This is a genomic window from Halostagnicola bangensis (genome assembly GCF_054653435.1).
This window is the reverse complement of the sequence record NZ_BAAIGG010000002.1, coordinates 1419738-1446425: the sequence shown is the minus strand read 5'-3', so window position 1 is coordinate 1446425 and position 26688 is coordinate 1419738. Positions and strand designations below refer to the sequence as shown.

Sequence of the window (26688 nt, the reverse complement as noted above, 5' to 3'; positions counted from 1 at the left end):
TTCGCCTGATTACTGAAGGGTATAGTGGCAGGGTGCTAGGATCCGGTAACCGATGAGCGAGACAGCTATCTCGAGTACGCTACCAGCTGGTCGCCTTTTGACACGGCGGTGGTCTGCGTGAACACGACTGAACAGTACAAACAGAACAAGCATCCCCTCGACGTCCTCGACGATGTCTACGAGTACGCCGAGGACGGGCTCACCTTCGAGGAGATCGAAGAGCGAGCTGGCGACGGTGAGTGGGAGCGCCTGAAGTGGGCTGGCATGTACGCCCAGAAACAGGAGGGCTACTTCATGATCCGGACGAAGGTCCCCGGCGGGAAACTCACGCCTGAACAGGCCGAGGTCATCGGCGAAGTTACCGACGACCTCGCAGTCGCTCCCGAGGAGTACGGCGGCGAAGAGCAAAACGAACTCTGGGGAGACGCCTACCTCGACATCACGACCCGACAGGACATCCAGAAACACTGGATCCGCGTCGAGGACGTCCCCGAAATGTGGGACCGCTACGACGAAGTCGGTCTGACGACGGTCCAGGGCTGTGGTGATTCCGCCCGGAACGTCCTCGGTTGCCCGGCCGCCGGACTCGATGACCACGAGTGTTTCAACGCACAACCGGTTATCGACGCCGTCTCGGACTTCTTCACCGGCAACCGCGAGTACGCTAACTTGCCCCGCAAGTTCAAACTCACAATCACCGGCTGCGCTCACGACTGCGGACAATCCCAGATCAACGATATCGGGCTCGTTCCCGCTAAAAAGGAGATCGACGGGGAACATCTCTACGGCTTTCACGCCCGCGTCGGCGGCGGCCTCTCGGACGGGCCGCGGATGGGCTCCGAGCTGGACGCGTTCATCCGACCCGAAGACGCCGTCGAGTTCTGTCGTGCCGTCGCCCAGACGTTCAAGGAGATCGGCGACCGAAACAACCGCGGCGTCTGCCGCATGCGCTATCTCGTCGAACAGCTCGGTCCCGAGAAGTTCGAGGAAGCCATCCGCGACCGCTGTACCGTCGACCTGCCCGACGGCGGCGAGAACCTGACCGTCGGCTACAAGGGCGACCACGTCGGCGTTCACGACCAGAAACAGGACGGGCTCCAGTACGTCGGCTTCAACGTGATCGCCGGCCGTATGGGCGGCGACGAGTTCGCCGAGGCCGCTCGAGCGGCCGAAAAGTACGGCACCGAGGATGCCTCCGTTCGGCTCGCGACCGACCAGAACTTCCTCATCACGCACATTCCCGAAGAGAACGTCGAGGACCTTCTGGCCGAACCGTTCGCCGAGGACTATCAGCCCAATCCGGGGCCATTCTCCCGCGGTGCGGTCGGCTGTACGGGCAACGAGTTCTGTAACTACGCCATCATCGAGACCAAAAAGCGCACCAAGCGCTGGGCTCGAGAGCTTGACGAGCGCATCAACACGCCAGACGACCTCGACGTCGTTCGGATGCATATGTCCGGCTGCTCGGCCTCCTGTGCACAGCCACAGATCGCGGACATCGGTTTCCGTGGCGAGACCGTCAAACTCGAGGACGAAGACAGTCCGAACGAGGAAGGAGACAACCTCGTCGAAGGAATGGACTTCGGTCTCGGCGGCTCGCTCGGCACCGACAACGAGTTCCTCGATTGGATCGAACACGCCGTTCCGGCCGACTCCGTAATTCCGGCCCTCGAGCGACTGTTTGACGCCTACGCCGAGGAGAAACACGACAACGAGCAGTTCTACGCCTGGTGTCGCCGCGTCGACAACGAGCGCCTTCGCTCGATCATGCAACAGGCCGACGCGCCGGTTGCAGGAGGTGTTGCCCATGGGGATTGACGGCGAGGCCGAACGTAGTGAGGCCTCGGAGACGCAAGCGGGAGCGAAGCGACACGCGAGCCGCGAGGCCGAACGGGGCGAGGCCAACCGACGGGAGGCCTCGAACGGATCGAGCGGGGAGCGAAGTGACCCGCGAGAAAGCGAGTCCTCGGAGCGAGCGAGCGGTGAAACCGCGAGCCGCGGCGACGAGCAGCCGTTCCCGGGCGTTCCCGAATCCAGCGGCGACGATGCCGAGGATGTTATCGTCCCCGAGACCAGCGGCCGAGCGCCGCGGTCTCGAGAAGGAATCGATCACGCTCGAGAAGGAGCCGTCCAGCCCGCAGGAAGCGGTGCAAGCGGTGACGCCGACGCCGGCGAGAGTTGCTCATCGAACACCTGCACCTGCGGCGAGCAGACCACAGAGAAAACCGTGGCAACCGATGGAGCAGGGGTTGCAAATGTCGACGAACAGGGCAACCTCGGCGACCTCGAGTTCACAGAGCCTGCTGAGAACGCGAGCCAGGACGTCTACGACGACGCTCCCGATACGCGCGTTGGCGTTCCAGACGGCGTCGACCTCGAGACGCCGACGTACTCGATTCGCTCGGAGATGAACGACATCGAGACGCCGGACGAGAAGACCTGGTTCATGGAGCTGGACGAGGCCGTCATCGACGACGGCCGTTGTATCCAGTGTGGGACCTGTGTCGCCGCCTGTCCGTCCGATTCGATCGGCGTCGGCGAGGACGACTTGCCGGAGCTGGTCAAGATGTGTACCGGCTGTTCGCTCTGTTGGGACTTCTGTCCCCGCGGCGGCCTGCGCTATGAACGCCAGTGGAAGATCACTGGCGGCGACGACAACGTCAAAGGTGCCGGCGACCCGATCACGGAGTTCTCCGCGCGGGTCGACGAGAGCTGGACGAAAGGTGCACAGGACGGCGGTGTCGTCACGACAGTTCTCTCGCACCTCCTCGAGGCGGGCGAGATCGACGGCGCGCTCATCGCGACCGAGAGCGAGGACGAAGCCTGGAAGGCAGAAAGCTACCTCGCGACCAGTCACGAGGATCTGATCGAAAACGCCGGGACGATCTATAACCAGACGCTTGCACTCGGCAACCTGAACCTCGATCAGTGGGAGCACAAGCTCCCCGACAAACCGTTCGACGAACTCAGCCTCGCGCTCGTCGGCACGCCGTGTGAGATCGAGGGCATCCGCGCCCTGCAGGACTTTGAGTGGGACTACCAGGAACAGAACGAGGGCATTCGTGCGGTCGATTACACGATCGCGTTGATGTGTACGAAGAACTTCAACTACTACAGTCTCATGGGCGAGCAGTTAGAGGACCAGCGCGGTATCTCGCCCGACGAGATCGGCAAGATGGACGTTCTCCACGGCAAGCTGATGGTCTACGACCACGACGGCGAGATGATTCTCGACGAAGACATCGAGAACTTCCACGACGCCGCGCTCAAAGGCTGCGACGAATGTGCCGACTTCACCGGCTTCTGTGCCGACCTCACCGTCGGCTCGGTCGGTTCGTCCGACGAGTACTCGAGCGTCATCGTCCGAACCGAACAGGGCATGAAAGCCTGGGAGATCACCGAACCCGATCTGGACTACCACGACCTTGAGGACAAGTCCGCGGTCGGCAAGCTCCAGGGCTGGGACAAGAAGAAGGCCTTCGAGAGCCTCGAGCGACCGTTCGATCCCGACGCACCCCGGTTCATCGACTACACGGACCACGCCGAGAACTACGGCACTGAGCTGAACCCGCACGATTACGGTCACTAACGGCCACCGCTGCGGTTTCGATTGATCTCGTTTTCGTTCCGTTTTTTGCATTTATCGGCTCTCGAGCGTCAGCGTCGGAACTTCTCCCTTTCCTCGTTCAGCGGACTTATTGGCGAACGGCCGGAAGTGCGGCCATGGAATCCGGTATTCGAGTTGCGACGCCGGCGGACGCCGGCGAGGTTCGACGTATCTATGCCCCCTTCTGCGAGGACTCGGCGGTGACGTTCGAAGAAAGCGTTCCCGACGAATCCGAAATGGTCGACCGAATCGAGGAGACGCTCGAGACCTACCCGTGGCTCGTTTGCGAGCGCGACGGCGACGTTGTCGGCTACGCGTACGCGAGCAAACTTCGGAAACGACGGGCCTACGAATGGGTCGTCGAACTGTCGGTCTACGTTGCCGAGGACGCCCGCCGATCGGGCGTCGGTCGAGCACTGTACGAGTCGTTGTTTGCCGTCCTCGAGCGGCAGGGCGTTTGCGACGTCTACGCCGTGACGACGGTTCCGAACCCCGAAACGGTTCGATTTCACGAGCGGCTCGGGTTCGATCGCTTCGCGGACTTTCCGCGGGTCGGCTACACGCAGGGCGAGTGGCACGACGTGCGGTGGTGGCGGCGGGAACTCGCGGATAAGCCCGAAAATCCCAACCGTCCAGATCCGTTCCCCGAGGTTTTCGAATCAGCCGATTTGGACGAACTGGTGACTGCCGGCGAATCGCGTCTCGAGTTGTTTTGAGGAACCCGCCGATTCCGTCGGCGCAACCGACGAACCACCTCGGACCAAAGCGATTTATCGAACCACCACATGGTATCTCTCATGAATCCATCGACGTGGCAGACCTATCTCGTCACTCAGTCGTCGATTTCAGCCGGTCGATCGACACCGGATATTGTCCGTGCCGCGATCGACGGCGGCATCGACGTCGTCCAGTTGCGGGACAAGGGCCTCGAGACGCGCGAGCGATACGAGATCGGCCTCGAGTGCAGAAAACTCACCGAGGCGGCAGACGTCGACCTGATCGTCAACGATCGGGTCGACCTCGCGCAGGCGATCGACGCTGACGGTGTCCACCTCGGGCAGTCGGATCTCCCGGTCGCGGTCGCTCGAGATTTTCTCGGGCCCGACGCGATCATCGGCTGTTCGGCCTCGACGCTCGAGGAGGCTACGCAGGCCGAAGCCGACGGCGCGGATTACCTCGGCGTCGGCGCGGTGTACGGTACGTCCTCGAAGAACGTCGAGGAATCCAAAGACGGAATCGGCCACGATCGGATCCGCGAAATCGTCGACACCGTCTCGATTCCGGTCGTCGGGATCGGAGGGATAACAGCCGAAAACGCGGCTCCCGCCGTCGAGGCGGGTGCAATCGGCGTCGCGGTCATCAGCGAGATTACGGCCGCCGACGACCCGAAAGCGGCGACCGAATCGCTCGCTTCCGCGGTCGAGGCGGGACGTGCGGGCGAGACCGCACCGAACGAAGACGCCGATGCGGCCGGGGAAACCGGAAAGACCGTCGACGACGGAGGGGTGGTACAATGACCGACTTCGAAGCGGTAACAGCGCAGGAACTCGAGACGACACTCGACGCGCTCGAGGAGTCGAAACCGCTCGTGCAGGCGCTGACGAATCAGGTGACAATGAACGATGTGGCGAACATCATCCTCCACTGGGGCGCATTGCCGGTGATGGCGGATTCGTTCGGCGACGCCGGCGAGATGGCCGAAATCGCGGGCGCGATCCTCATCAACGCTGGCCAGATCGCGGACGACAACGTCGAAGCGATGCACGAGGCCGGCCGGATGGCCAACGATCGTGGAATTCCAGTCGTTCTCGACCCCGTCGGCGTCGGTTCGACGCCGTCGCGGGAGGCGGTCGCCGAGAGCCTCCTCTCGGAGGTCGATTTCGCCGTGATCAAGGGTAACTACGGCGAGATCAGCGCGCTTTCGGGCGTCGAAGCGGACGTCAAGGGCGTCGAATCGATCGGCGACTACGACGAGATCGACGAAACAGCTCGATCGCTCGCGGATTCGACCGGTGCGACCGTCGTCGCCTCCGGCGTCGAGGATATTGTCGCGGACGCCGAGAACGCGGTTTCCGTTTCGGCCGGCCACGAGATGATGGGCGAGGTCGTCGGCACCGGTTGCATGCTCGGAGCCACCGTCGCCGCGTTCTGTGGCGCGCTCGAGGACGACCGAGCCGCGGCGGTTCGGGGAACGCTCACGTTCGGAATCGCCGGCGAGCGGGCGACGCACCTCGAGTACAACGGCCCGGCGAGCTATCGGACGAACTTCCTTGATTCCGTCGCCGGACTCTCCGCGGAGGTCGTCGACGAACTGGATCCCGAGGGACGAGTAACTCCGCTCGAGTAACCGATCTGCACTCTCTCGCGATCACCGCTTGCAGTTTCTCGACATCGACGTGTCCAACAGCTATTGTACTCGAGCGTGAACCTCGAACCGACACCAATGTCACGAACTGAACTCGAGCACGCGGCCGAATCGCTGACGGATGCGGCCGACGCGGCCGGCAACGACGAAGCGCGCGAACGACTGGAGAAACAATCGAACCAGCTCGACCAGCTCGCGACAGCCGACCGCGGCCCCGATCACGGTCGACTCGCCCGTCACGAACACATCATCACCGAGATCGCCGACGAGGAGGGCGGTGACGTCGCCGATCACGCCGACGACGCACTTGACTCGATTCACGAGTTCCGAGAAACGCTCGAGGGCGTCTGATCTCCCGGAGGCGCCGGCCACCAGGTGCGTCGAATCAACAGACTGGTTTCGGATTCGCCCCCATCGTCTCGAGATTCTCGACGTACTCGTCGTAGGCGGATTCGATGGCTCCCGTTGCGGCCTCTTTGGCTCGATCCCAGTCGTCCTCACCGTTACAGACTGCCTCGAGGAGGTCAGTAACCCGATCGAGTTGCTCGTCTAAATCCTCGCCGAACTCGCGGAACAACTGTGCACTCTGGGGATCTGCGTTCCCGACGAAGTAGCCGACGACCTGCTCTTTCGAGTGCTTGCTCGCGAGGATCCGTCCGGCGAACGCGCCGACTCGAGGAACAGTCGACTCGAGCCCGCGGAGATACTCGTGGAGCGCGGGAACGGCCTCGGGGTCGTACGCCTCGAGTTGCTCGGAGACGGTTTCGTAGTGCTCCCGTTCTTCTTCGGCGGTCGTCTCGAACGCTTCGCGCGCTCGGTCGTTCGATTCGTCTTCGGCCCACTCGTCGAACGTTTGCCATGCGGCGTACTCGGCGTCGGCGGTCGCCTCGAGGACCGGTTCGGTGTCGATATCGCCGTCCGTGGCGGCGTACAGCGACTTTGACGACCCGAGTCGGGAGAGCGGTGTCTGGTTCGTCTCACGAACGCGGTCGAGAAACGTCTCGCCATTGGTCATGGATCGGCCTACGATCGGAATCGAGTTAGTTGTGTCGTGATAGCGCCGAAGTGGATCCTATTCACCCTCAACCGACCTTTTTGTGCCGGGTAAAACGGCGGTTTGGCGGTCGTTACTCGGCGGTATTCGGTCCCTTCTACCGGTTGAACTGACGGTAACGAAGTCATAACAATCTCCGAACGTGGAACGTCTTCGAGTGAACAATGAAACGACGAACGTACCTCGTAACGACAGCAGGCGTCGTAGGACTCGCTGGCTGTGCGGGCTCGGGAGACGATCCCGAAGATGACGAAAACGGTGACGACGACCCGAACGAAGGCGGCGATCCGAACGGAGATAACGTCGAAACCGACGACGACGGAACGTTCGACGATTTCGAGGATCTTGACGCGTGGACGGAGGTTGAAGGCTCGCTCACAGCCGACGAAGATCGATCGCTCGTCGGCTCTCAATCCGCGCTACTCGAGGCATCGGAATCCGACAGCGGCGTCATGATCCGACGCGAGTTCGATTCGCCACAGGATTTCTCCGACGAGGTCCCTGGGCTGGCAGTCGCCTCCGACGACCTGCAGAATCCGATCATCCAGCTCACCGACGAAAACGGCGACCGGGTCGATTTTCGCGGCCGGTCCGCCGCGGATATGTCGCTCATGCGGTACAACTTCGGCGTCGGTTCGATCGACGGCGATCCGGACCTCTCTGCGATTTCCTCGATCCAGATCGCGGCCTGGACCGGCGACGAAAAGGAAAAGGAATTCTGGTGTGACGATCTGTACTTCACGCCGCGTCCCGAGACGGGCACGGTGATGGTCCAGTTCGACTACGGCTATGAGACGACCTACTCCGAAGGGTTCCCGGTTCTCGAGGAGTACGACATTCCCGCGACGGCGTTCGTCAACACCGATTTCGTCGGTGGCGACTCTCGAATGAGCCAGAGCAAACTCGAGGAACTGCACGGCGCCGGGTGGACGATCGCCAGTCAGTCGGCGAACAACGGCGACCTGACTGACACGGACGATCCGTCCGCACAGATCGAATCGGCCGTCGAGTGGCTCGAGGACAACGGCTTCGAGGACGGCGCGGGCTACTTCGCGTACCCGCTCGGAAACTTCGACGAAGCCGCAGTCGAAGCCGCCGGCGATCACCACGACCTCTGTTTTGCGAGCGGCTACGGTGCGGGCGGCCAGATCACCAACACCACACTCTGTCCGCGCGTCGGTGACCCGGATCCGGACGACGCCAGGAAACTGCTCGAGTGGACCGCGGAGATGAAGGGCCTCACGACGCTTTATTACCACGAACTCGAGGACGATCTGCTCGACTCGTTCGAGGAGACGATGGCCGACCTGAGCGAGATGGAAGCCGACGGGGAGCTTGAGGTCGTTCTCCCCGGTGACGTCGAAGAAGAGTACGTGCTTTAGAGACCTAAATCAAGTAGCAGATTCGGGAAGCGAGGAAGTCGGCGTCTGGCGCGTCTCGAGAGAAAACGGCGATCGAGACCGAACCACAGCGCGGTTTGCTGTCGACCGAGCGTTCGAGGTTCCCTGTTTGTCACGCTCCGCCTCGAGGGCTGGTTCGGCAGTGATGCCCAATTTTCTCTCCCTGTCGGTCGTTCTTGCGCGAGGACTCCATGCGGTCGTCCTCGCGTCAGTCGTCCGCCTCGCCCGCTCCGCGGGTCGCTGGCGCTCCCCGCTTCGCCTCGAGGCGAACTCCTTCCCTCCGTTCAGTCGTCCGCCTCGCCCGTCTCTACCGGCGCATTCACAAGATTACCCCACTCGGTCCAGGACCCGTCGTAGTTGACGGTGTCCTCGTAGCCGAGCAGTTCGTGCAGTGCGAACCACGCAACCGAGGAGCGCTCCCCGATTCGGCAGTACGCGACGGTCGTCTCGTCGCCGTCGATTCCCTTCTCAGCGTAGAGCTCCTCGAGTTCCTCGGGACTTTTGAACAGGCCGTCGTCGTCCGTGACCGCCGCCCAGGAGATGTTCTGGGCACCGGGGACGTGACCGCCGCGCTGGGCCGTCTCCTGGAGCCCTGGGGGTGCGAGAATCTCGCCGCGGAACTCCTCGGGCGAACGAACGTCGACGAGCGGAACGCCTCGTTCGATCGCGTTTTCGACGTCTTCGCGGTAGGCGCGGATGCTCTCGCGCGGCCCGGCGGCGTCGTACTCGACTCCGGAGAAGTCAGGCTCCTCGTCGGTCGTTGGATAATCGTTCTCGAGCCAGTACTCTCGACCGCCGTCGAGCAGGTAGACCTCGTCGTGACCGTAGTACTTGAACTGCCAGTAGGTGTAGGCGGCGAACCAGTTCGAGTTGTCGCCGTAGAGGACGACCGTCGAATCCTCGGTGATGCCGTGGCTGCCGAGGAGGTCCTCGAAGTCCTCTTTCTCGAGGATATCCCGTCGCGTCTGGTCCTGCAGTTGGGTCTCCCAGTTAAACCCGATTGCGCCGGGTGCGTGGGCCTCGTCGTAGGCTTCCGTATCGACGTCGACCTCGACCAGCCGAAGCTCCGGATCGTCGCTCTCGAACTCCTCGAGTCGTTCTTCGACCCAATCAGCCGTTACGAGTACGTCGTTGGCGTAGTCTGTTGCCATACATTCCACTTGGACCGAGAACCACAAAGAACCCCTTCTAACCGGACAATGCGGTCATAGCTTCATTTTGGCGGATAGCGTTGCCTCTTAATCTCAAAAGTGTTGGATCCGTCGGAGCGTAAACCGTGCGTATAGCGTTGCTATCGTCGGTTTGATTGTTTTTTCCGTGGAATCTCTGATCGTTTGCAACGGATGGCGGAAATATTTGCCACCACCTCGGCACCTACGAGAGCGGTGCCGGAACCGGTGCCCTCTCGAGGCTCCGACGACATGGTAGCGCCAATGGATGATTCGCTCGTCGTTTCGCCGGAGTGGCTCGCGGAACACCTCGAGGATCCGACGGTCCGTCCCGTCGACGTGCGGGACGCCTGGGAGTTCGACGGCATCGGCCACGTTTCGGGTGCAGTGAACGTTCCCTTCGACGCCTACCGCGACGCGTCGAACGACGAACCCGGAACGCTTCCCGGCGCGGACGCCTTCGCCGACCTGCTTGAGGAGTCCGGAATCGAACCCGGGGATACGCTCGTCGCCTACGACGACATGCACGGCGTGTTCGCCGCTCGCTTCGTCCTGACCGCAATCGTCTACGGCCACAATGATGTTCGACTCCTCGACGGCGACTTCAGCGCCTGGAGTCGCGAACACGAGACGACGAGCGACGATCCCGAAATCGAGTCCTCGAGCTACGCGCCCGATCCGCTGACCGCTGAGGAGAGCCCGCTGATCGACCTCGAGGGGGTCGAAGCCGCGCTCGAGCGCGACGCCGTATTCGTCGATACGCGCGAGCGCGAGGAGTTCGCGGAGGCCCACCTCCCCGGCGCGGTTCGGTTCGACTGGCGGGAAGTCGTCGACGACGAGACGCGGCGGCTAAAGCCCGAAGACGAACTCGAGGAGCTACTGATCGACCACAGCATTACGCCCGATCGAGAGATCGTCCTCTACTGCAACACGGCCAGACGGATCAGCCACACCTACGTTGTCCTCCGGGCACTGGGCTACGACGACATCGCGTTCTACGAAGGGAGTCTTACGGAGTGGATCGCGGCGGACGGTGCGCTCGAGACCGAGACCGAGTCGCGTTGATTTGGGTTTGGATATCGGGTGTAGATGTCTGCACACGGCACATAGCCTGCATCTGCAGGCCAACTGTGTTTTTCTCGCAAACCCCGTTAGTTCACTCGAACCGATGTCCACAACTGGTAACCGAGCGGACACGCTCAAGAAAGCGAGTACCGTCACGACCGTGATCGATGCGATAGCCGAATTCGCGAAGGGGCGGCGAGTCGAGGGTCTCGTACTACTCGGTGCTGCGGCCCTCTCTTCGCGCGTTCCCGGTCTCGGAACTGCGGCGTCGATCCTGCTCCGCGCGTATCGTCGATTCCGCTAAGTGCGTTCGGCCAACTTCGTAATTTCTCACGAGGCTGTTGCCCATCGTCGCGCTCAAGCGAAATGACAAGATGGGGCCCGACACGAAAACCCCCACACCGCTCGAGATCATCACCACCAGCCGCCACTCGCCGGGATGGAGGATGCGGTCGACGCGTCGTTTCCTACCGATTTCTTCGTTGTGGTGGGGCGAATTTGTAGGGATGTCGTCGCTTGTCTCGGTGAGCTCTGGGAAACCGAAACGACGTGACCTCTGGGATTGCGCTACATCTCGCTCACGTCTCGCCAGTCCGGCGTCGTCGAGTACGGCTTCGAGGCAACCTCGTCGAACGCCGAAACCACGACCTCGTTCAACGCCGGGTGGACGTGGACCGTCTCGGCGATTTCCGACACCGTTCCGTCGCCGCGCTGGACGACGATGGCGACTTCGTGGATCAGGGTCGAGGCCTGCGGACCGACGATGTGACAACCCAGAATCTCACCGTCGGGTCCCGCAAGCACCTTCACGAGGCCGTCGTCGGCCCCGAGGATCAACCCCATAGGTGCGGTGCCGTACGGTGTCGTCGCCGAGTCGTACTCTCGATTCTCGTCCTCGAGTTCCGACTCCGTCTTCCCCAGACTCGCGACCTGTGGCGACGTGAAAACGGCGTGGGGAACGCCCGTGTAGTCGACCGCACGCGCCTCGTCGGCGAGCACGTTCGCTGCGACGATTTCGCTCTCGTAGTCCGCGACGTGCTTGAACGGGAACTCGCCGAGCACGTCTCCGAGTGCCCAGATTCCGTCCGCGTCGGTCTCGAGCCCCTCGTTGACCGGGATCGATCCGTCCTCGGCCGTCTCGAGGCCAGTTTCTTCCAGATCGAGCGTATCCGTGTTGGGTCGCCGGCCGGCGGCGACGAGGAGCTCGTCGGCCTCGAGTTCCTCCGTTGCGCCCTCGCCGTCTCCGCCGTCGGTCGATTCGACAGTGACGGAGACGCCACCGTTTCGACTCGAGACGGCAGTCGCCTCGAACCCGGTGTAGAGGTTGCAATAGCGCTCGAGCGAGTCGGTCACGACCTCGCCGATCGCCTCGTCTTCTCGAGGCACAAGTCGGTCGCTTCGCCCCACAATCGAGACTTCGGTGCCGAGCGCGGCGAAGAAGTAACCGAGTTCTGCTGCGATGTAGCCGCCGCCGACGATGACGAGGCGCTCGGGTTGTTCGTCGAGGTAGAGTGCGTTGTCGCTCGTCAGGTACTCGAGGTTCTCGAGGCCGTCTATCGGTGGTTCCGTCGGTCTCGAGCCAACGGCGATGACGACGTTTTCCCCGCGGATCCGTCGTCCTTCGGCATCAGCGCCGCTTTCCTCGCGTTCGGGATCGACGAGCTCGACCGTTCGATCGTCGACGAACCGCCCCGCCGATTCGTAGAGGGTAACGTGTTCGTTCGCCTCGAGGCTCTCGCGTTGTCGATCCGCCTTTCCGAAAACGGCTTCGTGGATCGCATCGGTGATCTCCTCGTAAGCGACGTCGTGGACTTCGGCGTCGATCCCGAAGCGATCCGCGCGATGGATCTCCTCAAGGATCTCCGCTCGGTGAATGAGAGCCTTCGAGGGAATACAGCCTCTGGTGATACAGGCTCCGCCGAGCGGGCCGGGTTCGAGGACGGCCGCCTCGAGACCCTCATCAGCCGCCGCCGTCGCGACTTGCGAGCCAGAGCCACCGCCGAGGACGACGATGTCGTATGCTTCCATGCGTGGCTCTCGACCACGAGCAGGCGCAAATAAGTGGAGCCCGCCATCCGGGTCGAAAGTGGCCCGACCTGCTCGAGGAGGCGATCCGGCTACAGCCAGCCGTCGTCGTCCGGCTCCGCGCTTCCCTCCCGGTAGGTCTCGAGCGCCGCGGCGAGGTTTTCGAGGGCCGCCTCCTCGTTTTGTCCCTGACTCGAGATGCCCGTTTCCTCGTCCTCTGCGATATAGAGTTCGTTCTCGATTCTCACGGTGATCGACTCGTCATCCGCGAGATCGCTCGCGTTTCGCGCGTCGCCTGTCATACCCGATGCTATCGCTGGGCGCGTCAAATATCTGCTGACAACGGGTTCCCAGCCGAGTGTGGATTGCTCCAAGCAGGACGAAACCACTTTCGGCTCGCGCCACAGTTATTTTGCCACTTCGTGTCCCTGTCTCGAGCATGGAGCGCGTTTCCATCGACGAGGTCAAGCCCACTCCCGACGACGACTGCCACTCGGACAGGAGGGCGTTAGCCGACCCGCTGGGAACGACCGATGTCGCGATCACTCGATACGTTCTCGAGCCCAGAGAACGCGTCAGCGGCTCGGTCCACACGCACATGGATCAGGAGGAAGTGTTTCTCGTCCTCGAGGGAACAGTGACGTTCGAGCTCGCGCGGTCCTGCCGGAGTTCGAACGGAGAGGATGGGGACGACTGCTCGGGTGACTGGAACGCCCCTTCGAGTGGCGAGGACTACTCCTCGAGCGAGAAGGACGGCCACTCGAGTAACGGAAACGAAATCACCGTCGACGCTAGCGAAGCGATCCGGTTCGCTCCGGGCGAATTCCAGTCCGGGAAAAACGACTCCGACGAGACGGTCGTCGCGTTCGCGCTGGGCGCGCCGAAAGACAGCGACGACGTACGAATCTCCCGGATTCCGACGCTGGGCGAGCGGGACATCGGGTGTCCCGAGTGCGGACTTGGACACATGCGAATCTCGTCGGGAACCGAGTCGGAACTCGTCTGTCCCGATTGCGGTGCGACGATGGACGTCGAGTGAACGGTTTCTCGAGTCGTTTTGCTCTCTGAATACCCGACGATCGGAGAGAACAGGAGTTAGTGAACGGTACGGTGTGTTTGTGCGTGTCGCTATTCGTCGTGGAACGTCCCTACGGTAAATTCAGTTTCCCATCGTGGGCGTTCTGGCCCCGGCATCTCATCGACGAGATCTCGCAGCTCGGCCATCGTCGTCCAGGGGTGGCACTGGTCCATCGCCTCAAACCGTTTGAAGAAGCTTAGGCGGACCCAGCTATATTCGGCGGGCGGCTCATCAATGTCGCTTTGACGCTCTTTGATGATGTCGGTAAGTTCTCGCTCGGTGATGTCGACGCCTTCCTCTCGCGCTGCTGTCAGCAGTGATGCGATTTCCGCTTTCTTTTTCTCGGCGACTCTCTGCTTACTATCGATATGATCGAAGTCAGCGTAGTAGACCGCCAGAGCAGCTTGGATGACGTTTTCTCGCGTCTCCAGGCTATCGCGGGTGAGGCCAGTATAGTCGCGCGGCAACACGAATGTCTTGTTCACGAAGAGTGCTCTGACAACCCCAAGTTCCGGACTCTCCCCACCGCTTTCCTTCTCATAGACGCCAGCGATATAATCTGTTGCCTCACCGAGGAGGTTGATCTTGATGTCGAATTCGGGGACAACCTCGGTATCCAAGTCGATTGTATCCCCGAGAACGATTGATTCAGCGTTTGTTGGCATGTTGAGGCAGTTAGCGAACTCTCGAAGGCGTCGTCCGTACGCGCTGCGGTAGCTACCAAGAATCAGGTAGCTACTATCGGCTTGCTCGAACCGGGGGAGTTCTTCGTTCATATACCGGACGACTTCGTGGTAGTCTCCCTGTGGTGAGGAGCTAATCCCCTCAAAAATTCGGTCGACAGCCCGGTAGATGGCGTACGAATTGCGCGGAACCCGTGGAACGTTCATATTTTTGACTACAAACGTGTTCGACTTTAACGTTCATACTTGGGTTGTAAATACACTATAATCCCAACCTATCTATCCCGAACAGTTACTGGAGTGAAGACGAAACAGACACGTATGAGCAACAGTGCGGGGAGTCCACGAAGTTCGGGCGGCGGCGAGGCAGACCCATTTGGCGGTGACGACGTCATGCCGATCGAGAAACAGCGACGGGCACACCAATTCCTCACTCAAGAAACCCGCTACCACATCATCCAAGCCGTGCTTGGGCATCCGAAGTACCTGGCGACACTCGACGAACTCGAATACCTAGTGCCCAAGAATCGCTCCACCATCCGGGAGCATCTCGACCGACTTGCAGAGAAACGGGTGATGGCGAAGTACAAATACCGTGGAAATGAGGCCGAGCATAACGACCCACGGGAGTTTTGGGGGTTCACCAGCTACGGAATCTCCCTCTTAGATGAGTACAGCTACCTCCGGTACGTCCCGGTTCTGCGCGCCCTACAGGAAAATCTCTATCTTACCGAGAAAATCGAGAGACATCAGGATGCGCCGCGACCAGAACTGCCAGAAGCCGTCAGTGACTCCCTCAAAATCCCAGAAATCGACGACGAAACAGAGGCGATTATCGATAACGCACTCGCTGCCCGAGAACGTGGTGGCGGCCGGCTCTTCGATGCTCCTCCTATTGAGCCGGATGAGAACGTCGAGACCAAAGACGGAGCAGACCGGCCTCTCGACGAACTCTTCTAGTCCTCTGATCGCTATCAAATTTTTACTGGTCAAACCTGTAATGACCACACACTGTCGAAATCTTTCAGTAGTCGCGACCGAGTAACTGACCAGCATGGTCATGCGAATTCGGATCGGGTCGGGCGACGATGACGACGACGAAAGCGGGTGGTCGGAAACCGACGCCGAAAACGCGAGGTGGGGCGAAGCCGGTGAGGACGAAGACGGCGAGGGCGACGACCAGTCGTGGATCCGTGCGATCATGATCCCGCCCGATCTGGGTGGGCTGTTCGCTCGGCTCGCGTTCGCGTTCTTTCTGCTGACGATACTCTCCCTGCTCGCGTTGGTCGCGGTCTTGCTCGTCGAGTCCGACGAGCCGTTCGTCGATCAGCCCCACCTCGAGGATCCGATCAGCGGGTGGATGTGGCTCTTGTCGCTCACCGGAACTGCGGTTTCGATGGTTGGGTACACTGTGTGGTCGTTCTGGAAACAGCGACGACTGCGAAAACGCTACTTGCAGAATCAGTCGCCGGGCTATCGCGAGACGCCGCTTTACAAGCGTCCTATTCGCGCCCTCCAGATCGCGAACGTCGATAATACCGGCCTCGACGAGTACGAAAAACGAGTCCAAAAGACGGTTACCGCGCTCGTTCTCTGTGTCTTCGTCGGCGCCATCCCCGGACAGATGGTACTGGACGCGTTACTGGGGTTGTGATCGTACTGGCGTCGTGATCGCTCGAGTCGCTGTCGGCCATCACAGAAAAAGGCTTTAACGCCGCCGTCTCGTACACCGAGCAAATGGTACTCGACGATCTCGGGAGTTCCCTTCGGGGCACCCTCGATAAACTCCGCGGGAAGTCACGGATCAGCGAAGAGGACGTCGAGGAGATCGTCAAGGAGATCCAGCGATCGCTGCTCTCCGCCGACGTCGACGTCTCGCTCGTCATGGAGCTGTCGGACAACATCGAACGGCGGGCGCTCGAGGAAGAGCCCCCCGCCGGGACTCCGGCACGCGATTTCGTCCTCCGCATCGTCTACGAAGAACTGGTCGAACTCATCGGCGAGTCGACGGACCTGCCCCTCGAGGAGCAGACGATCCTCCTTGCGGGTCTGCAGGGATCCGGTAAAACGACCTCCGCGGCCAAGATGGCGTGGTGGTTCTCGACGAAGGGTCTCCGCCCCGCCGTTATCCAGACGGACACGTTCCGACCCGGCGCGTACGATCAGGCCGAGCAGATGAGCGAACGTGCGGAGGTCGACTTCTACGGCGACCCCGATGGCGAGGACCCCGTCCAGATCGCCCGCGAGGGCCTCGAGGCGACCAGCGACGCCGACGTGCACATCGTGGACACGGCGGGTCGACACGCGCTCGAGGACGACCTGATCGACGAAATCGAACAGATCGAAGGCGTCGTCGAACCGGATCGATCCCTGCTCGTCCTCGACGCGGCGATCGGTCAGGGCGCAAAGGAACAGGCCCAGCAGTTCGACGAGTCGATCGGCATCGACGGCGTCGTCATCACGAAACTCGACGGGACCGCAAAGGGTGGTGGCGCGCTGACGGCGGTCGACCAGACGGATTCGTCGATCGCGTTCCTCGGGACCGGCGAGGAGGTCGAGGACGTCGAACGCTTCGAGCCGGACGGCTTCATCTCGCGACTGCTCGGGATGGGCGACCTCGGCCAGCTTGCAGAGCGAGTCGAGAGAGCGATGCAACAAACCGATGTCGAAGAGGAAGACTGGGATCCCGAAGACATGTTGCAGGGCTCGTTCACCCTGAACGACATGCAAAAGCAGATGGAGGCGATGAACAACATGGGGCCGCTCGATCAGGTTATGGATATGATCCCCGGCTTCGGCGGCGGGATCAAAGATCAGCTCCCCGACGACGCGATGGACGTCACCCAGGACCGGATGCGCACCTTCAGCGTTATCATGGACTCGATGACCGACGCCGAGAAGGAGTACCCGAAAGCGATCGGTGCGAGCCAGGTCGAGCGGATCGCTCGCGGCTCCGGCACGGACGAAGATAAGGTCCGAGAACTGCTCGAGCAGTACAAGATGATGGAACGGACGATCAAGCAGTTCCAGGGTATGGGCTCCGAAAAGGAGATGCAACGGATGATGCAACAGATGCAACAGGGCGGTGGCGGCGGAGGCGGCGGCGGAATGGGCGGCATGGGTCCGTTCGGATAACCCAAACCCTTTCGTCGTTTGTTGATGATGGCCGCCTAACACCTTCTCGAGCCGATTCGGCCATCAGTTTCTTGCCCTCGTAACTGCGTTCGTCAGTATGAATCGTCGCCAGTATCTCTCGACCGTGGGCAGTTTAGCTGTCGTCTCATCTCTCGCCGGCTGTCTGGGCGGAATCATGGACTCCGAGGAGGGAGAGCCGCTTCCGGACGACCACCGCGCCGACGAGCGCAGTATCAACCGCGCCGTCGGCAATTTGAACAAAGCGGCTGTCTCCATCGACGGGGCCGAAAGCGGCCTCGAGAACCCGGACGACGTCGATTTTTCGCTGTCGGAGCCGCGATCGTTTATCGACACCGCACGAACCGAACTCGAGGCTGTCGACAACTCGGATATCGGTGACGAGCTACGGAATTATTCGACCGTTCTTGAAGGAATGGTCGACGTTCTCGAGACGCTCACCGACGAGACGCTCGAGGAGGATATCGAGACCGTTTCCGCCGAAATGGACGGCGGTGACACGGCGTCGGCAACCGAAACGCTCGAGACTCGCAGTGAGGAGACGGATGACGCTCGAACGAGCCACGACGAGGCGATGGACATTCTCGGGGCGCTCGATCGAGACTCTCTTGAGGACCACTCGATCGTCGAGGTCGATCGCGTCGAGTCGGGAGCCGAAACGCTGGGAGAGGTGCTCGGATCCTTTGAATCGCTGATTTCTGGATACGAGTCGATGCTTTCCGGACACGAAGGGCTCGACGAAGGCGAGGAACGCTTCGACGCGGGCGAGTACGAACGCGCGGAGTCGGCCTTCGAGAACGCGGCGAGTTCGTTCGGTGACGCGGCGGAGACGTTTTCTGATGGTGAATCGGATGCTCCGGACAGTCTCGAGGGGTACTTCGACACCGCCACCTGTCAGAGCGGCCACCTCGAGACGGCCGCGACGGAGTTCGAAGAAGGTGCGTCCGCCGCTGACGGCGGTGACGTCCTCGCTACCCAACGACATCAGAGCAACGGCGAGGATGCGCTCGAAAAGGCCGAAAACTGTTAACTCAGGAATCGATCGGTCGACCGTCCTCAGTCGGCGGGGCGACGTGATCGACGTACTCCTCCAGACTCGGTTCCTCGACTCGGACCCGGACCGAGATTTCGCCGAGTTCGTCGGGTTCGCCGACGGAGAAGTTTATCCGGTTTTCGAACGCCGCCTGTTTTTTCAGCGCGAAGCTGAAGGTCTGTCCCTCTCGGTTCGAAAAGAACTCGCCGCGAGCGGTGTCGAGGATTTCCTGCCGGTGCAAGAGCTCCGAGAACTGCTCGAGCGAGTGTGTCTCTCCTCTGATCTCTCCGAGGCTCTCCTCGAGTTCGGCGTTCGGAAAGATGTTCGACACAGCGTCGGCGACGCGGGAGGTTACCTCCGTGTCGTACACCGGTGCCGTAATTTCGACGTCGACGCGGTAGATTTCGGTTTGACTCTGACTCATGAATTTTGCATCTGTTGCTCGCCGTCTCGAATGATGGTTCGGATCCGATCGTGAAACGCCTCGAGCGTCTCGGTATTTTCGACGACGGCATCCGCTCGCGCCATCGCGTCGTCCATCCCGAAGCCGCGCTCGCGTTCGTCGCGGGTCTCGAGGCTTTCGCCGCCGTCGTCCTCGCTCGCGTCGCGCCCGCGAGCGTCGATTCGCTCCGCGCGAAGGTCGAACGGCGCTTCGATGCTCACGAGCGTAAAGTCCGCGCCGAAGCGCTCCTCGAAGGCGTCGACCTCCACGCCGGAGCGAAGGCCGTCGACGAGAACGGCGTCGTGATCCTCAAGACGGTCCTCGACCATCGGCAGCGACCGTTCGGCGATCGCCGCCGGGCCGTTCTCCTCGCGAAGTGCCTGTGCGACTGTTCCGTGATCTTTCGCGGGGTCGAGCCCGCGATCGGCGGTCTCCTGACGGACGACGTCGCCCATCGTCACGACCGGAATCCCCGCTTCGCGTGCGACGGTGGCGACCTCGCCCTTGCCGCTGCCGGGCAATCCCACCGTTCCGATGACGTGCATCGGGAAAGAGTACAGGCGAGGACTGCATAAGGGCTGTGTCTCGCCCGCGATTCGGGGGCGGCTAGACTCGGGATCTGCATCGAGCAGTCGTCTCTCCTGTCTCGAGTAGTCACCCATTGTCCGTCTCGAGTAACTCGAGAGTGCCCCACAGAGAACGGATCGACCAACGAAGTTATTTCGGAGGAAGAGCTTCTGTTATCCCATGTCCCAGCATTCGTTTTTCGTCCGGGCGCTCTGGTTCGTCTTCATTGGCTGGTGGCTCACGCCGATCGTGGTCAATCTGGCCTGGTTCCTGAACGTTACCGTCGTCCTCGCACCGATCGGGATCAAACTCATCAACCTCGTTCCAACCGTGTTGACCCTCCAGGAGTCCCGTTCGTTCACCGAACCGGATCTCGCTCGCGGTCAGCACTCGCTGCTCGTCCGGGCGCTATATTTCGTCTTCGTGGGCTGGTGGTTGAGCTTCCTCTGGGCAAACGTCGCTGTCATCTTCGCGATTACGATCATCGGACTACCGGTTGCGATTTGGTTGGCTAACCGCCTGCCGTTCGTCACGTCGCTCTATCGGTTCCACGGCTGAGGGAAATCCCAACTGCTTATGGCCTTTGGGGGGCGAAACGTACTCGAGGGCACGTAGCTCAGTCTGGATAGAGCGTCGGACTTCTAATCCGACGGTCGTGGGTTCGAATCCCATCGTGCCCGTGATTCTGCGACGAACGGACGTGAGGAGCGAATCACTCACCGAGATGGGATTCGAATCAGGCTGAGGTTCTGCGCTTCGCGCAGGTTCTCAGCCGTGGTTCGAATCCCTTGCCCTCTCCTTCTCGCTATACCTCACTCGAGCGGTCTCTCTCGTATCCACTCGAGTACTCTCTATTCACGTCCCGATCCGGTTCACCACGAGACACAGTTTGCTCGAGCAGTACGCCTCGAGAACTGTGTCTCTCCCACCAACCTTTTCTCCTCCTCTCGTGTTCGTAGAACCAGTATGTCTGGGGAAACCGCCGTGTCAGCCGACTCGAGAACGAGCAGCCATCCACGCGAACTCACTCGAGCGAGCATTGCTTTGATGGCCGCCGGAATCCCGTTTTTCATCGGCGGACTGCTGGTCATCCAGACCGATACGCCGCCGTCGTTGTCGCCGACGCTGGGAATGCTCAGTCACGCGCTGTGGGCGTTCGCAGTCGCGATTCTAGCGCTGGCTGTCACTATTTTGTTACGGTGGGTCGAGCCACTCAGACGGGGTCTCGCGGGCTTTCTCTCCGTCGGAATCCTCGGTCTGGGTGTGCTTCATGGCCTGCAGTGGGTCACCTGGGCCTACGTAGATGTTCGGGCCGCTCGAGAGGGCGAACACGAACTGGTGGTCGATGCGATTATCGTTCCGTTCGGTGCCGGCCACCTCCTGATGTACTGCATTCTTCTGGGGAGCGCGATGGCGTTGCTGGGGTGGGCGCTCCGCCGGACCCGGATCACGCACCGATACGTCGGACCGGTCGGCGTCGTTCTCGGCGCGCTTACCGTGGCGTTGGCAACGTACCCGCTCGTCGCCGCCTACGGCGGTGGGTCGGAGGGACATTTCATCTTCGACGCGGCGACGCTCATGCTGCCGGTGTTGTACCTGTGGGCGATGGTGCTCGGCATCGATATCTATCGACGGCAGTAGCCAAAGGGCGTCTCGCCCGCAATTTGTGGCGTGCGCTCCGATCAGCCGACCGTTTTTAACGGATAACGAGGGAGGGTTGCCCAGCACTGCGGGTCGGACGGGTCACGTAATGACTTTCCGAACACGGCTCTCGAGACCGTCCGCGTCTTGGCGTTCCGCTTGAGCCACTCCCGTCCGTCCGCAGGTGTTTCCACCAATGGATCTGAACGCCCCTTCACTCGAGCGAGCGGCATCGTCGGACGAACGCGCAGTGAGCCCCGTCATCGGAATCGTGCTGATGGTCGGAATCACGGTCATCATGGCGGCCATAATCGCGGGGTTCGTAATGGGAATGATCCCCGACGAACCGCCACAGCCGACCGTCAATCTCGAGTTTCACGAGCAGGACGAGACCGTGACGATCGCCCACGCTGGCGGCGACGACTTCGACGCGGCGGGCGTGCGGATAACCGGAGACGGGATGACTGGTGAACTGCGTGCGACGGCGAACAGTTCCAGCGGGGGCGTCGATGCGACGACCTGGGGCAATTCGACGTCGACCGGCGATTCGTTCACGCTCGCCGAGGATTCGGATGCCGGGCTCGACGACGACGGTGGTACGATTCAGCTCGTCTGGGACACCGGTGACGCAAGCACACCTATGGATCGGTTCGAGTACGGCGGTGGCGCCTAGCTCGAGTGTTGATACGATCAGCTACTGAATACCCCTCTCGAGTTTATTAGCTCGCTCGTGATTCGTCCCATTGCAATGTCACCAATGCTCTCAGATCGCGTTGCAGTGATCACCGGTGCATCGAGCGGGAACGGCCGAGCGATCGCTCGGCGATTCGCCGAGGAAGGTGCCGACATCGTGATCGCGGATATCCAGGAGGAACCTCGAGAGGGCGGCGAACCGACCCACGAACTAATCGACTCGGAGACGGACGCCAGCGCGACGTACGTCGACTGTGACGTCTCGAGTCAGTCGGATCTCGAGGAGGCCGTCGACACGGCCGAGGAGTTCGGCGGCGTGGACGTGATGGTCAACAACGCGGGCATCTTCCACGGGGACGAGTTTCTCGAGGTTGACGAGGAGACGTACGATCGGATGATGGACATTAACGTCAAGGGGACCTACTTCGGCGCGCAAGCCGCGGCCAAACGGATGGTCGAATCGGACGGCGGCTCGATCATCAACCTCTCGTCGGTGGCGGGACTCGAGGGATCGGCCGACTTCGTCACCTACTGCGGTACGAAGGGGGCGGTTCGACTCTTGACGTACGCGATGGCCGCGAACCTCGGTCCGGAGGGGATCCGCGTGAACGTCATCCACCCCGGATTAATTGAGACGATGATGACGACCGAGGACGTCGAGATCATGGGAACCGAAGCCGAAGAGGGGTTCGTTCAGGGGATCCCCTCGCGCCGCGCCGGCCAACCCGAGGATGTCGCCGACGCCGCGTTGTACCTCGCGAGCGACCTCTCGGGGTACGTCAACGGCGAGTCGCTCGTGGTAGACGGCGGGATGACGAACACGCAGTAGTCTGGTGAAAAAGCGCGACTCACTATCGTTCGTCGCGGTGCCCCTCCTCGAGCACGTTAGAACCTGTCTCCACGGCTCGCGTGCTCGCCGTTCCGATTCGAGGTCTTCGTAGACTCAGACCTCGCTTTCCTCAAACTGGAAGGTACCGTTCCGCTGGACGACCTCGCCGTCGACCTCGATGAACGAGTCGTTCCGAACTTTTTCCGCTCGGGTCGCTTCGCGACCGCTCGCGCAAAAACTTCGATGAAAAAGCCCGACTCACTGTCGTTCGTCGCGGTGCTCCTCCTCGAGCACGTTAGAACCTGTCTCCACGGCTCGCGTGCTCGCCGTTCCGATTCGAAGTCTTCGTAGACTCAGACCTCGCTTTCCTCAAACTGGAAGGTACCGTTCCGCTGGACGACCTCGCCGTCGACCTCGATGAACGAATCTTCGCTCATATCCACGATCATATCGACGTGGACGGCCGACTCGTTGGCTTCGTTTTCCTCGCCGACCGTGTCGTCGTAGGCTCGCCCGACGGCCATGTGGACGGTATCGCCCATCTTCTCGTCGAACAGCATGTTGTAGGTGAACTGGTCGATATCCCGGTTCATTCCGATACCCAGTTCGCCGAGGCGTCGGGCCCCATCGTCGGTCTCGAGCACCTCGGTGAGCGTCTCCTCGTTTTTCTCCGCGGAGTGGGAGACGACTTCGCCGCCCTCGAACTCGAGGTACGCGTCCGTAATTTCCCGACCCTGGTGGTACAGCGGCATGTCGAAGAGTACCTCGCCTTCGACGCTGTCGGGGACGGGGGCGGTGAATACCTCGCCGCCGGGAAGGTTGTTCTCGCCGTAGTCGTTGATCGTCGGGTTGCCCGCAACCGACAGCGTCACGTCGGTCGTCTCGCCGCTGACGATCCGAACCTCGTCGGCGGGGTCGAGAATCTCGACCATCTGTTGTTGGTGTTCCCGGACCTCCTCCCAGTCCTTGTTGACGGCGTCCCAGACGTAGTTCTCGTAGGCATCGGTGCTCATCTCGGCGAGTTGTGCGTTCGCCGGAGCTGGATACTGCGTGAGACACCACCGCTTCGAGAGTCGCTCCTCGAGGATCGGGCGTTGGGCCTGTCGGTACGCGGCGCTGACCTCGGGATCGACGTCGCTCGTCTGGGTGACGTTGTCGCTCGCACGGATCGCGATGTAGACGTCCGTGTTCTCGATTAACGCCTGCTCGTGTTCGGGGGTTTCGAACTCGTCGTCCTCGAGGTCGGCTCCCGCGGCTTTCAGGTAGGCACGTCGGTTTCGGGTTCCGGTTCGCTGGCTCGTCGTGAGGGGGTTGGCTCCCTTGTCGCCGATCACTTCGTGAAGGGCGACGACGAGGTCTTCGGCGACGGGGTGAGCGTCGATAACGACGTTATCGCCTTCCGCCATGTCGACGGAGTGGTTCGCGATGATTTCGGCGTGTTCGCGGATGCGTGGGTCCATACCCGGATATCGGACCCGGTCGTGAAAAACGGTTTGTGATCCGGGCATCGATTCCTTCTGGAAGTATCGACCTGTCCCAGTGTCCCGGAAACCGTTATGAGGCCCCCCAATCTGGCGTATCCCGATCCGCGAGTTCGACCAGCTCTCGGAGGAACGACGTCGTCGCCGCGGTCAGGACGAGCGCGAGCGGGATTGTGAGCGTGACCGCGAGCACGAACCCGATCGGACCACCGACGCTCACCAGTATCGAGAGTACGACCGACGCTCCGACCGTAATCACGACGTGTTTGACAGCGAACCAGAAGTATACCCCGCCCTCGAGGGCGAACTCGAGGGATCGTTCGAACGCCTCGAGGAATGCGGCGTCGTCGACGACGAACAGGAATGGGACGGCGTAGAAGAGATAGCCGAGCACGAGCGCGGCCGGAAGCGCAAGGAGGAACAGGAGGGGCGCGACGAGCAGAACGGGGATCAAAAACAGGGTCGCTCCGAGCACGAGCAGGGTGTACGCGAAGAGTTTCGGAGTATAACGTCGGATACATTTGATCGGCTCGCTCCGCCGATTTTCCAGCCGCCGATCGATTCCACCCACGTAGATTGCCTCGAGCACGGCGAACACAGCGGCGTACGCGAGCACGCTGAGAACGAGAATCGGAACGAGCGTGAGCCCCAGCGCCTCGAACGGAGCCGTCATGATCTCGAGGTGGCTCTCGACCGTCAGATCGGTGCCGCTCGAGGTGGTCCGACCGATGGACCCCACGCCTGAGTCTCCGCCTGCCGTCCCGCCCGACGGTTCGATCGCCGATGCGCCGTAGCCACCGTCCGGAAACTGGGGATCGGCCGGCTCCGGTGGGTCGGCGAACGACCAGAGATCGAGAAGCGGCGACGGCAGCACGAACTCGAACGTGATCGAGAAGTCGCCGCGATTCTGGCGGAGGGCCTGACGGACGCTCTGTGTGTCGAGAAGCGTCGTCAGGAGCGGTATCAACGCGAATACCAGAAGCTCACCGAACCGATCGGTAATCCGACTAACGTGCCACCCGAACGAATTCGGCCCGTCACCGCTGCCGGTGTCGCGGTCGTCGTGGGTCGTATTGTCCCTGTCACGGTTCGTATCGCTGTCGTCGGGATCGCTACTGCGTTCATCGCCACCGTCTTCGCCGCTGCCCGTTCCGTCATTGTGCGTATCCCATTTGTCAGTATCGCCGTTCCAACCGTCGTCATCACCACTGTCGTCGTCTGGATCGGGAACCATTCGTCTCGAGTCCAGACGTGATACCGAATTGAAACTATCGGTGTCTCATCCCCAAATCGGAGCATTCTCGGCCCACTTTCCTCGTCCCGGCTCGTCGTCTGGTCTCCGATACGGTTAGGGAGGAGCCGACATAGTATCCGGTATGATCGACCTCCGCTCGGATACCGTAACGACCCCCGACGAGGAGATGCGCGAAGCCGCCCGGAACGCCGATGTCGGCGACGACGTGTACGGCGAGGATCCGACGGTCAACGAACTCGAGGACCGCGCTGCGGAGTTGGTGGACAAGGAGGCCGCCCTGTACGTTCCATCGGGGACGATGGGGAACCAGATCGCCGCTCGCGTCCACACGGAGCGCGGTCAGGAGGTGCTGGCTGATCGTAAGAGCCACGTCGTCAAGTACGAACTCGGCGGATTCGCCCAGCACGCGGATCTGCAGGTTCGAATGCTCGACGCGGGGCCGCGTGGCGTCCCGACCGCAGAGCGGGTCGCGTCGGCATGCGTCGAGGAGGATCTCCACCGGCCGGGAACCGGCCTGCTCTGTCTCGAAAACACCCACAACGCCCGGGGCGGCCTTGCAATTTCGCCCGAACGCATTGAGCGGGCCGCGGAAGCCGCTCGCGAACGCGACGTAGCCGTCCATCTCGACGGGGCGCGAGTGTTCAACGCGGCGACCGCGCTCGAGGTTCCCACAACAGCGATCACCGATCACGCCGACTCCGTCATGTTTTGTCTCTCGAAGGGCCTCGGTGCGCCGGTCGGATCGATGCTGGCCGGCAGTGCGGAGTTCGTTGAGCGGGCGAGGCGGGTTCGCAAGCTCTTCGGCGGCGGTATGCGCCAGGCCGGGATCATCGCGAACCCTGGACTCTGTGCCCTCGAGAACGTGTCCGATCTCGAAGTGGATCACGAGAACGCACGCGTGCTGGCCGACGGACTCGACGGTATTGGGGGTCTCGAGGTCGCCGAACCCGAGACGAACATCGTTATTGCCGATGTCTCGGAGTTGGCTAGCGATGTCGAGTCGGTTGTCGACCGATTACGCGAAAACGAGATCGGTGCGACGCCCTTCGGTCCGACGACGATACGGTTTTGTACGCATCGGTCCGTTACCCGCGATGATATCGAGCGTGCGGTCGGACGTGTAACGCAAGCGCTCGCCTGAGAGACGA

The 26688-nt window shown here is 61.6% G+C and carries 28 protein-coding genes and 1 tRNA gene; 20 read left to right on the top strand and 9 right to left on the bottom strand.

The features are described from left to right. Positions 1-117 precede the first annotated feature (117 nt). The 6 genes from ACYQ14_RS08865 (at position 118) to ACYQ14_RS08840 (ending at position 6323) form a co-directional block, all read left to right on the top strand. Positions 118-1818: a nitrite/sulfite reductase gene (locus tag ACYQ14_RS08865; protein WP_459887226.1), complete on the top strand. Its 1701-nt coding sequence runs from the start codon at positions 118-120 to the stop codon at positions 1816-1818. Next, positions 1808-3589, top strand: a complete 1782-nt coding sequence (locus ACYQ14_RS08860) for a Coenzyme F420 hydrogenase/dehydrogenase, beta subunit C-terminal domain (protein ID WP_459887224.1) — start codon at positions 1808-1810, stop codon at positions 3587-3589. The genes ACYQ14_RS08865 and ACYQ14_RS08860 overlap by 11 nt, the downstream gene beginning before the upstream one ends. A gap of 134 nt (positions 3590-3723) precedes the next feature. Continuing rightward, on the top strand, positions 3724-4323 hold the full coding sequence (locus ACYQ14_RS08855; RefSeq protein WP_459887222.1) for a GNAT family N-acetyltransferase: 600 nt from the start codon (positions 3724-3726) through the stop codon (positions 4321-4323). 81 nt (positions 4324-4404) lie between these two features. Beyond that, a complete protein-coding gene (thiE, locus tag ACYQ14_RS08850; RefSeq protein ID WP_459887220.1) occupies positions 4405-5124 on the top strand; it encodes a thiamine phosphate synthase in 720 nt (239 codons plus the stop codon). Then, entirely contained in the window at positions 5121-5954 is an 834-nt protein-coding gene (gene thiM, locus ACYQ14_RS08845) for a hydroxyethylthiazole kinase (protein ID WP_459887218.1), read from the top strand. The genes thiE and thiM overlap by 4 nt, the downstream gene beginning before the upstream one ends. Before the next feature lie 96 nt (positions 5955-6050). Then, entirely contained in the window at positions 6051-6323 is a 273-nt protein-coding gene (locus ACYQ14_RS08840) for a DUF7553 family protein (RefSeq protein WP_459887216.1), read from the top strand. A gap of 34 nt (positions 6324-6357) precedes the next feature. On the opposite strand, the gene ACYQ14_RS08835 is transcribed toward ACYQ14_RS08840, so the two are convergent. Beyond that, the gene (locus ACYQ14_RS08835) at positions 6358-6987 is read right to left on the bottom strand and encodes a rubrerythrin family protein (RefSeq protein ID WP_459887214.1); all 630 of its coding nucleotides are present in this window, start codon (positions 6985-6987) and stop codon (positions 6358-6360) included. 203 nt (positions 6988-7190) lie between these two features. On the opposite strand from ACYQ14_RS08835, the gene ACYQ14_RS08830 reads away from it, so the two are divergent. After that, positions 7191-8408, top strand: coding sequence for a polysaccharide deacetylase family protein (locus ACYQ14_RS08830; protein ID WP_459887212.1), 1218 nt, complete (start codon positions 7191-7193; stop codon positions 8406-8408). Between the two features lie 302 nt (positions 8409-8710). On the opposite strand, the gene ACYQ14_RS08825 is transcribed toward ACYQ14_RS08830, so the two are convergent. After that, entirely contained in the window at positions 8711-9577 is an 867-nt protein-coding gene (locus ACYQ14_RS08825; RefSeq protein ID WP_459887211.1) for a sulfurtransferase, read from the bottom strand. 282 nt (positions 9578-9859) lie between these two features. Between ACYQ14_RS08825 and ACYQ14_RS08820 the strand changes: the two genes are divergently transcribed. After that, positions 9860-10660, top strand: a complete 801-nt coding sequence (locus ACYQ14_RS08820) for a sulfurtransferase (RefSeq protein ID WP_459890026.1) — start codon at positions 9860-9862, stop codon at positions 10658-10660. 103 nt (positions 10661-10763) lie between these two features. Next, a complete protein-coding gene (locus ACYQ14_RS08815) occupies positions 10764-10964 on the top strand; it encodes a hypothetical protein (protein ID WP_459887210.1) in 201 nt (66 codons plus the stop codon). 263 nt (positions 10965-11227) lie between these two features. Here ACYQ14_RS08815 and ACYQ14_RS08810 read toward each other — a convergent pair whose 3' ends face one another. Both ACYQ14_RS08810 and ACYQ14_RS08805 read right to left on the bottom strand, forming a co-directional pair. Continuing rightward, complete coding sequence (locus ACYQ14_RS08810) at positions 11228-12688, bottom strand: dihydrolipoyl dehydrogenase (protein WP_459887208.1); 1461 nt, start codon at positions 12686-12688, stop codon at positions 11228-11230. Positions 12689-12777: 89 nt separating this feature from the next. Beyond that, positions 12778-12987: a type II toxin-antitoxin system HicB family antitoxin gene (locus tag ACYQ14_RS08805; RefSeq protein ID WP_459887206.1), complete on the bottom strand. Its 210-nt coding sequence runs from the start codon at positions 12985-12987 to the stop codon at positions 12778-12780. A gap of 137 nt (positions 12988-13124) precedes the next feature. On the opposite strand from ACYQ14_RS08805, the gene ACYQ14_RS08800 reads away from it, so the two are divergent. Beyond that, positions 13125-13724: a cupin domain-containing protein gene (locus ACYQ14_RS08800; RefSeq protein ID WP_459887204.1), complete on the top strand. Its 600-nt coding sequence runs from the start codon at positions 13125-13127 to the stop codon at positions 13722-13724. An 89-nt stretch (positions 13725-13813) separates the two neighbouring features. Here the strand turns inward: ACYQ14_RS08800 and ACYQ14_RS08795 are convergent, their stop codons facing one another. Further along, positions 13814-14653: a DUF8170 family protein gene (locus tag ACYQ14_RS08795; RefSeq protein ID WP_488193326.1), complete on the bottom strand. Its 840-nt coding sequence runs from the start codon at positions 14651-14653 to the stop codon at positions 13814-13816. A gap of 114 nt (positions 14654-14767) precedes the next feature. Between ACYQ14_RS08795 and ACYQ14_RS08790 the strand changes: the two genes are divergently transcribed. The 4 genes from ACYQ14_RS08790 (at position 14768) to ACYQ14_RS08775 (ending at position 18629) form a co-directional block, all read left to right on the top strand. Then, on the top strand, positions 14768-15406 hold the full coding sequence (locus tag ACYQ14_RS08790; protein WP_459887202.1) for a hypothetical protein: 639 nt from the start codon (positions 14768-14770) through the stop codon (positions 15404-15406). A 94-nt stretch (positions 15407-15500) separates the two neighbouring features. Then, positions 15501-16100 (top strand): hypothetical protein, encoded by a 600-nt coding sequence (locus ACYQ14_RS08785; protein WP_459887200.1) that lies wholly within the window; start codon positions 15501-15503, stop codon positions 16098-16100. Between the two features lie 83 nt (positions 16101-16183). Beyond that, a complete protein-coding gene (locus ACYQ14_RS08780; RefSeq protein ID WP_459887199.1) occupies positions 16184-17581 on the top strand; it encodes a signal recognition particle protein Srp54 in 1398 nt (465 codons plus the stop codon). A gap of 97 nt (positions 17582-17678) precedes the next feature. Then, complete coding sequence (locus tag ACYQ14_RS08775) at positions 17679-18629, top strand: hypothetical protein (RefSeq protein ID WP_459887197.1); 951 nt, start codon at positions 17679-17681, stop codon at positions 18627-18629. Between the two features lies 1 nt (position 18630). Here the strand turns inward: ACYQ14_RS08775 and ACYQ14_RS08770 are convergent, their stop codons facing one another. Next, entirely contained in the window at positions 18631-19056 is a 426-nt protein-coding gene (locus tag ACYQ14_RS08770; RefSeq protein ID WP_459887195.1) for an RNA-binding domain-containing protein, read from the bottom strand. Continuing rightward, positions 19053-19619: an AAA family ATPase gene (locus tag ACYQ14_RS08765; RefSeq protein ID WP_459887193.1), complete on the bottom strand. Its 567-nt coding sequence runs from the start codon at positions 19617-19619 to the stop codon at positions 19053-19055. Before ACYQ14_RS08765 ends, ACYQ14_RS08770 begins: the two co-directional genes overlap by 4 nt. 202 nt (positions 19620-19821) lie before the next feature. On the opposite strand from ACYQ14_RS08765, the gene ACYQ14_RS08760 reads away from it, so the two are divergent. From ACYQ14_RS08760 to ACYQ14_RS08740, 5 genes are all read left to right on the top strand, one after another. Then, positions 19822-20199 carry a YccF domain-containing protein gene (locus tag ACYQ14_RS08760; RefSeq protein ID WP_283836846.1) on the top strand — a complete coding sequence of 126 codons (378 nt, stop codon included), beginning with the start codon at positions 19822-19824 and terminating at the stop codon, positions 20197-20199. Between the two features lie 47 nt (positions 20200-20246). Next, positions 20247-20321 (top strand) — tRNA-Arg (locus ACYQ14_RS08755). Positions 20322-20607: 286 nt separating this feature from the next. Next, positions 20608-21282, top strand: a complete 675-nt coding sequence (locus ACYQ14_RS08750; RefSeq protein WP_459887191.1) for a hypothetical protein — start codon at positions 20608-20610, stop codon at positions 21280-21282. Positions 21283-21478: 196 nt separating this feature from the next. After that, a complete protein-coding gene (locus ACYQ14_RS08745; RefSeq protein ID WP_459887189.1) occupies positions 21479-21955 on the top strand; it encodes a type IV pilin domain-containing protein in 477 nt (158 codons plus the stop codon). Between the two features lie 75 nt (positions 21956-22030). Beyond that, the gene (locus ACYQ14_RS08740; RefSeq protein ID WP_459887188.1) at positions 22031-22804 is read left to right on the top strand and encodes an SDR family oxidoreductase; all 774 of its coding nucleotides are present in this window, start codon (positions 22031-22033) and stop codon (positions 22802-22804) included. Between the two features lie 353 nt (positions 22805-23157). On the opposite strand, the gene ACYQ14_RS08735 is transcribed toward ACYQ14_RS08740, so the two are convergent. Then, on the bottom strand, positions 23158-24264 hold the full coding sequence (locus ACYQ14_RS08735) for an aminopeptidase (RefSeq protein ID WP_459887186.1): 1107 nt from the start codon (positions 24262-24264) through the stop codon (positions 23158-23160). Between the two features lie 94 nt (positions 24265-24358). Then, on the bottom strand, positions 24359-25519 hold the full coding sequence (locus ACYQ14_RS08730) for a hypothetical protein (RefSeq protein ID WP_459887183.1): 1161 nt from the start codon (positions 25517-25519) through the stop codon (positions 24359-24361). A 142-nt stretch (positions 25520-25661) separates the two neighbouring features. Here ACYQ14_RS08730 and ACYQ14_RS08725 point away from each other — a divergent pair, with 142 nt between their 5' ends. Further along, positions 25662-26681 carry a threonine aldolase family protein gene (locus ACYQ14_RS08725; RefSeq protein ID WP_459887180.1) on the top strand — a complete coding sequence of 340 codons (1020 nt, stop codon included), beginning with the start codon at positions 25662-25664 and terminating at the stop codon, positions 26679-26681. Positions 26682-26688 lie beyond the last annotated feature (7 nt).

Coding starts and splice junctions, on each gene's coding strand:
- ACYQ14_RS08860 (WP_459887224.1), top strand. CDS start 1,808: ATGGGGATTGACGGCGAGGCCGAACGTAGTGAGGCCTCGGAGACGCAA.
- ACYQ14_RS08855 (WP_459887222.1), top strand. CDS start 3,724: ATGGAATCCGGTATTCGAGTTGCGACGCCGGCGGACGCCGGCGAGGTT.
- thiE (WP_459887220.1), top strand. CDS start 4,405: ATGAATCCATCGACGTGGCAGACCTATCTCGTCACTCAGTCGTCGATT.
- thiM (WP_459887218.1), top strand. CDS start 5,121: ATGACCGACTTCGAAGCGGTAACAGCGCAGGAACTCGAGACGACACTC.
- ACYQ14_RS08840 (WP_459887216.1), top strand. CDS start 6,051: ATGTCACGAACTGAACTCGAGCACGCGGCCGAATCGCTGACGGATGCG.
- ACYQ14_RS08835 (WP_459887214.1), bottom strand. CDS start 6,987: ATGACCAATGGCGAGACGTTTCTCGACCGCGTTCGTGAGACGAACCAG.
- ACYQ14_RS08830 (WP_459887212.1), top strand. CDS start 7,191: ATGAAACGACGAACGTACCTCGTAACGACAGCAGGCGTCGTAGGACTC.
- ACYQ14_RS08825 (WP_459887211.1), bottom strand. CDS start 9,577: ATGGCAACAGACTACGCCAACGACGTACTCGTAACGGCTGATTGGGTC.
- ACYQ14_RS08820 (WP_459890026.1), top strand. CDS start 9,860: ATGGATGATTCGCTCGTCGTTTCGCCGGAGTGGCTCGCGGAACACCTC.
- ACYQ14_RS08815 (WP_459887210.1), top strand. CDS start 10,764: ATGTCCACAACTGGTAACCGAGCGGACACGCTCAAGAAAGCGAGTACC.
- ACYQ14_RS08810 (WP_459887208.1), bottom strand. CDS start 12,688: ATGGAAGCATACGACATCGTCGTCCTCGGCGGTGGCTCTGGCTCGCAA.
- ACYQ14_RS08805 (WP_459887206.1), bottom strand. CDS start 12,987: ATGACAGGCGACGCGCGAAACGCGAGCGATCTCGCGGATGACGAGTCG.
- ACYQ14_RS08800 (WP_459887204.1), top strand. CDS start 13,125: ATGGAGCGCGTTTCCATCGACGAGGTCAAGCCCACTCCCGACGACGAC.
- ACYQ14_RS08795 (WP_488193326.1), bottom strand. CDS start 14,653: ATGAACGTTCCACGGGTTCCGCGCAATTCGTACGCCATCTACCGGGCT.
- ACYQ14_RS08790 (WP_459887202.1), top strand. CDS start 14,768: ATGAGCAACAGTGCGGGGAGTCCACGAAGTTCGGGCGGCGGCGAGGCA.
- ACYQ14_RS08785 (WP_459887200.1), top strand. CDS start 15,501: ATGGTCATGCGAATTCGGATCGGGTCGGGCGACGATGACGACGACGAA.
- ACYQ14_RS08780 (WP_459887199.1), top strand. CDS start 16,184: ATGGTACTCGACGATCTCGGGAGTTCCCTTCGGGGCACCCTCGATAAA.
- ACYQ14_RS08775 (WP_459887197.1), top strand. CDS start 17,679: ATGAATCGTCGCCAGTATCTCTCGACCGTGGGCAGTTTAGCTGTCGTC.
- ACYQ14_RS08770 (WP_459887195.1), bottom strand. CDS start 19,056: ATGAGTCAGAGTCAAACCGAAATCTACCGCGTCGACGTCGAAATTACG.
- ACYQ14_RS08765 (WP_459887193.1), bottom strand. CDS start 19,619: ATGCACGTCATCGGAACGGTGGGATTGCCCGGCAGCGGCAAGGGCGAG.
- ACYQ14_RS08760 (WP_283836846.1), top strand. CDS start 19,822: ATGTCCCAGCATTCGTTTTTCGTCCGGGCGCTCTGGTTCGTCTTCATT.
- ACYQ14_RS08750 (WP_459887191.1), top strand. CDS start 20,608: ATGTCTGGGGAAACCGCCGTGTCAGCCGACTCGAGAACGAGCAGCCAT.
- ACYQ14_RS08745 (WP_459887189.1), top strand. CDS start 21,479: ATGGATCTGAACGCCCCTTCACTCGAGCGAGCGGCATCGTCGGACGAA.
- ACYQ14_RS08740 (WP_459887188.1), top strand. CDS start 22,031: ATGTCACCAATGCTCTCAGATCGCGTTGCAGTGATCACCGGTGCATCG.
- ACYQ14_RS08735 (WP_459887186.1), bottom strand. CDS start 24,264: ATGGACCCACGCATCCGCGAACACGCCGAAATCATCGCGAACCACTCC.
- ACYQ14_RS08730 (WP_459887183.1), bottom strand. CDS start 25,519: ATGGTTCCCGATCCAGACGACGACAGTGGTGATGACGACGGTTGGAAC.
- ACYQ14_RS08725 (WP_459887180.1), top strand. CDS start 25,662: ATGATCGACCTCCGCTCGGATACCGTAACGACCCCCGACGAGGAGATG.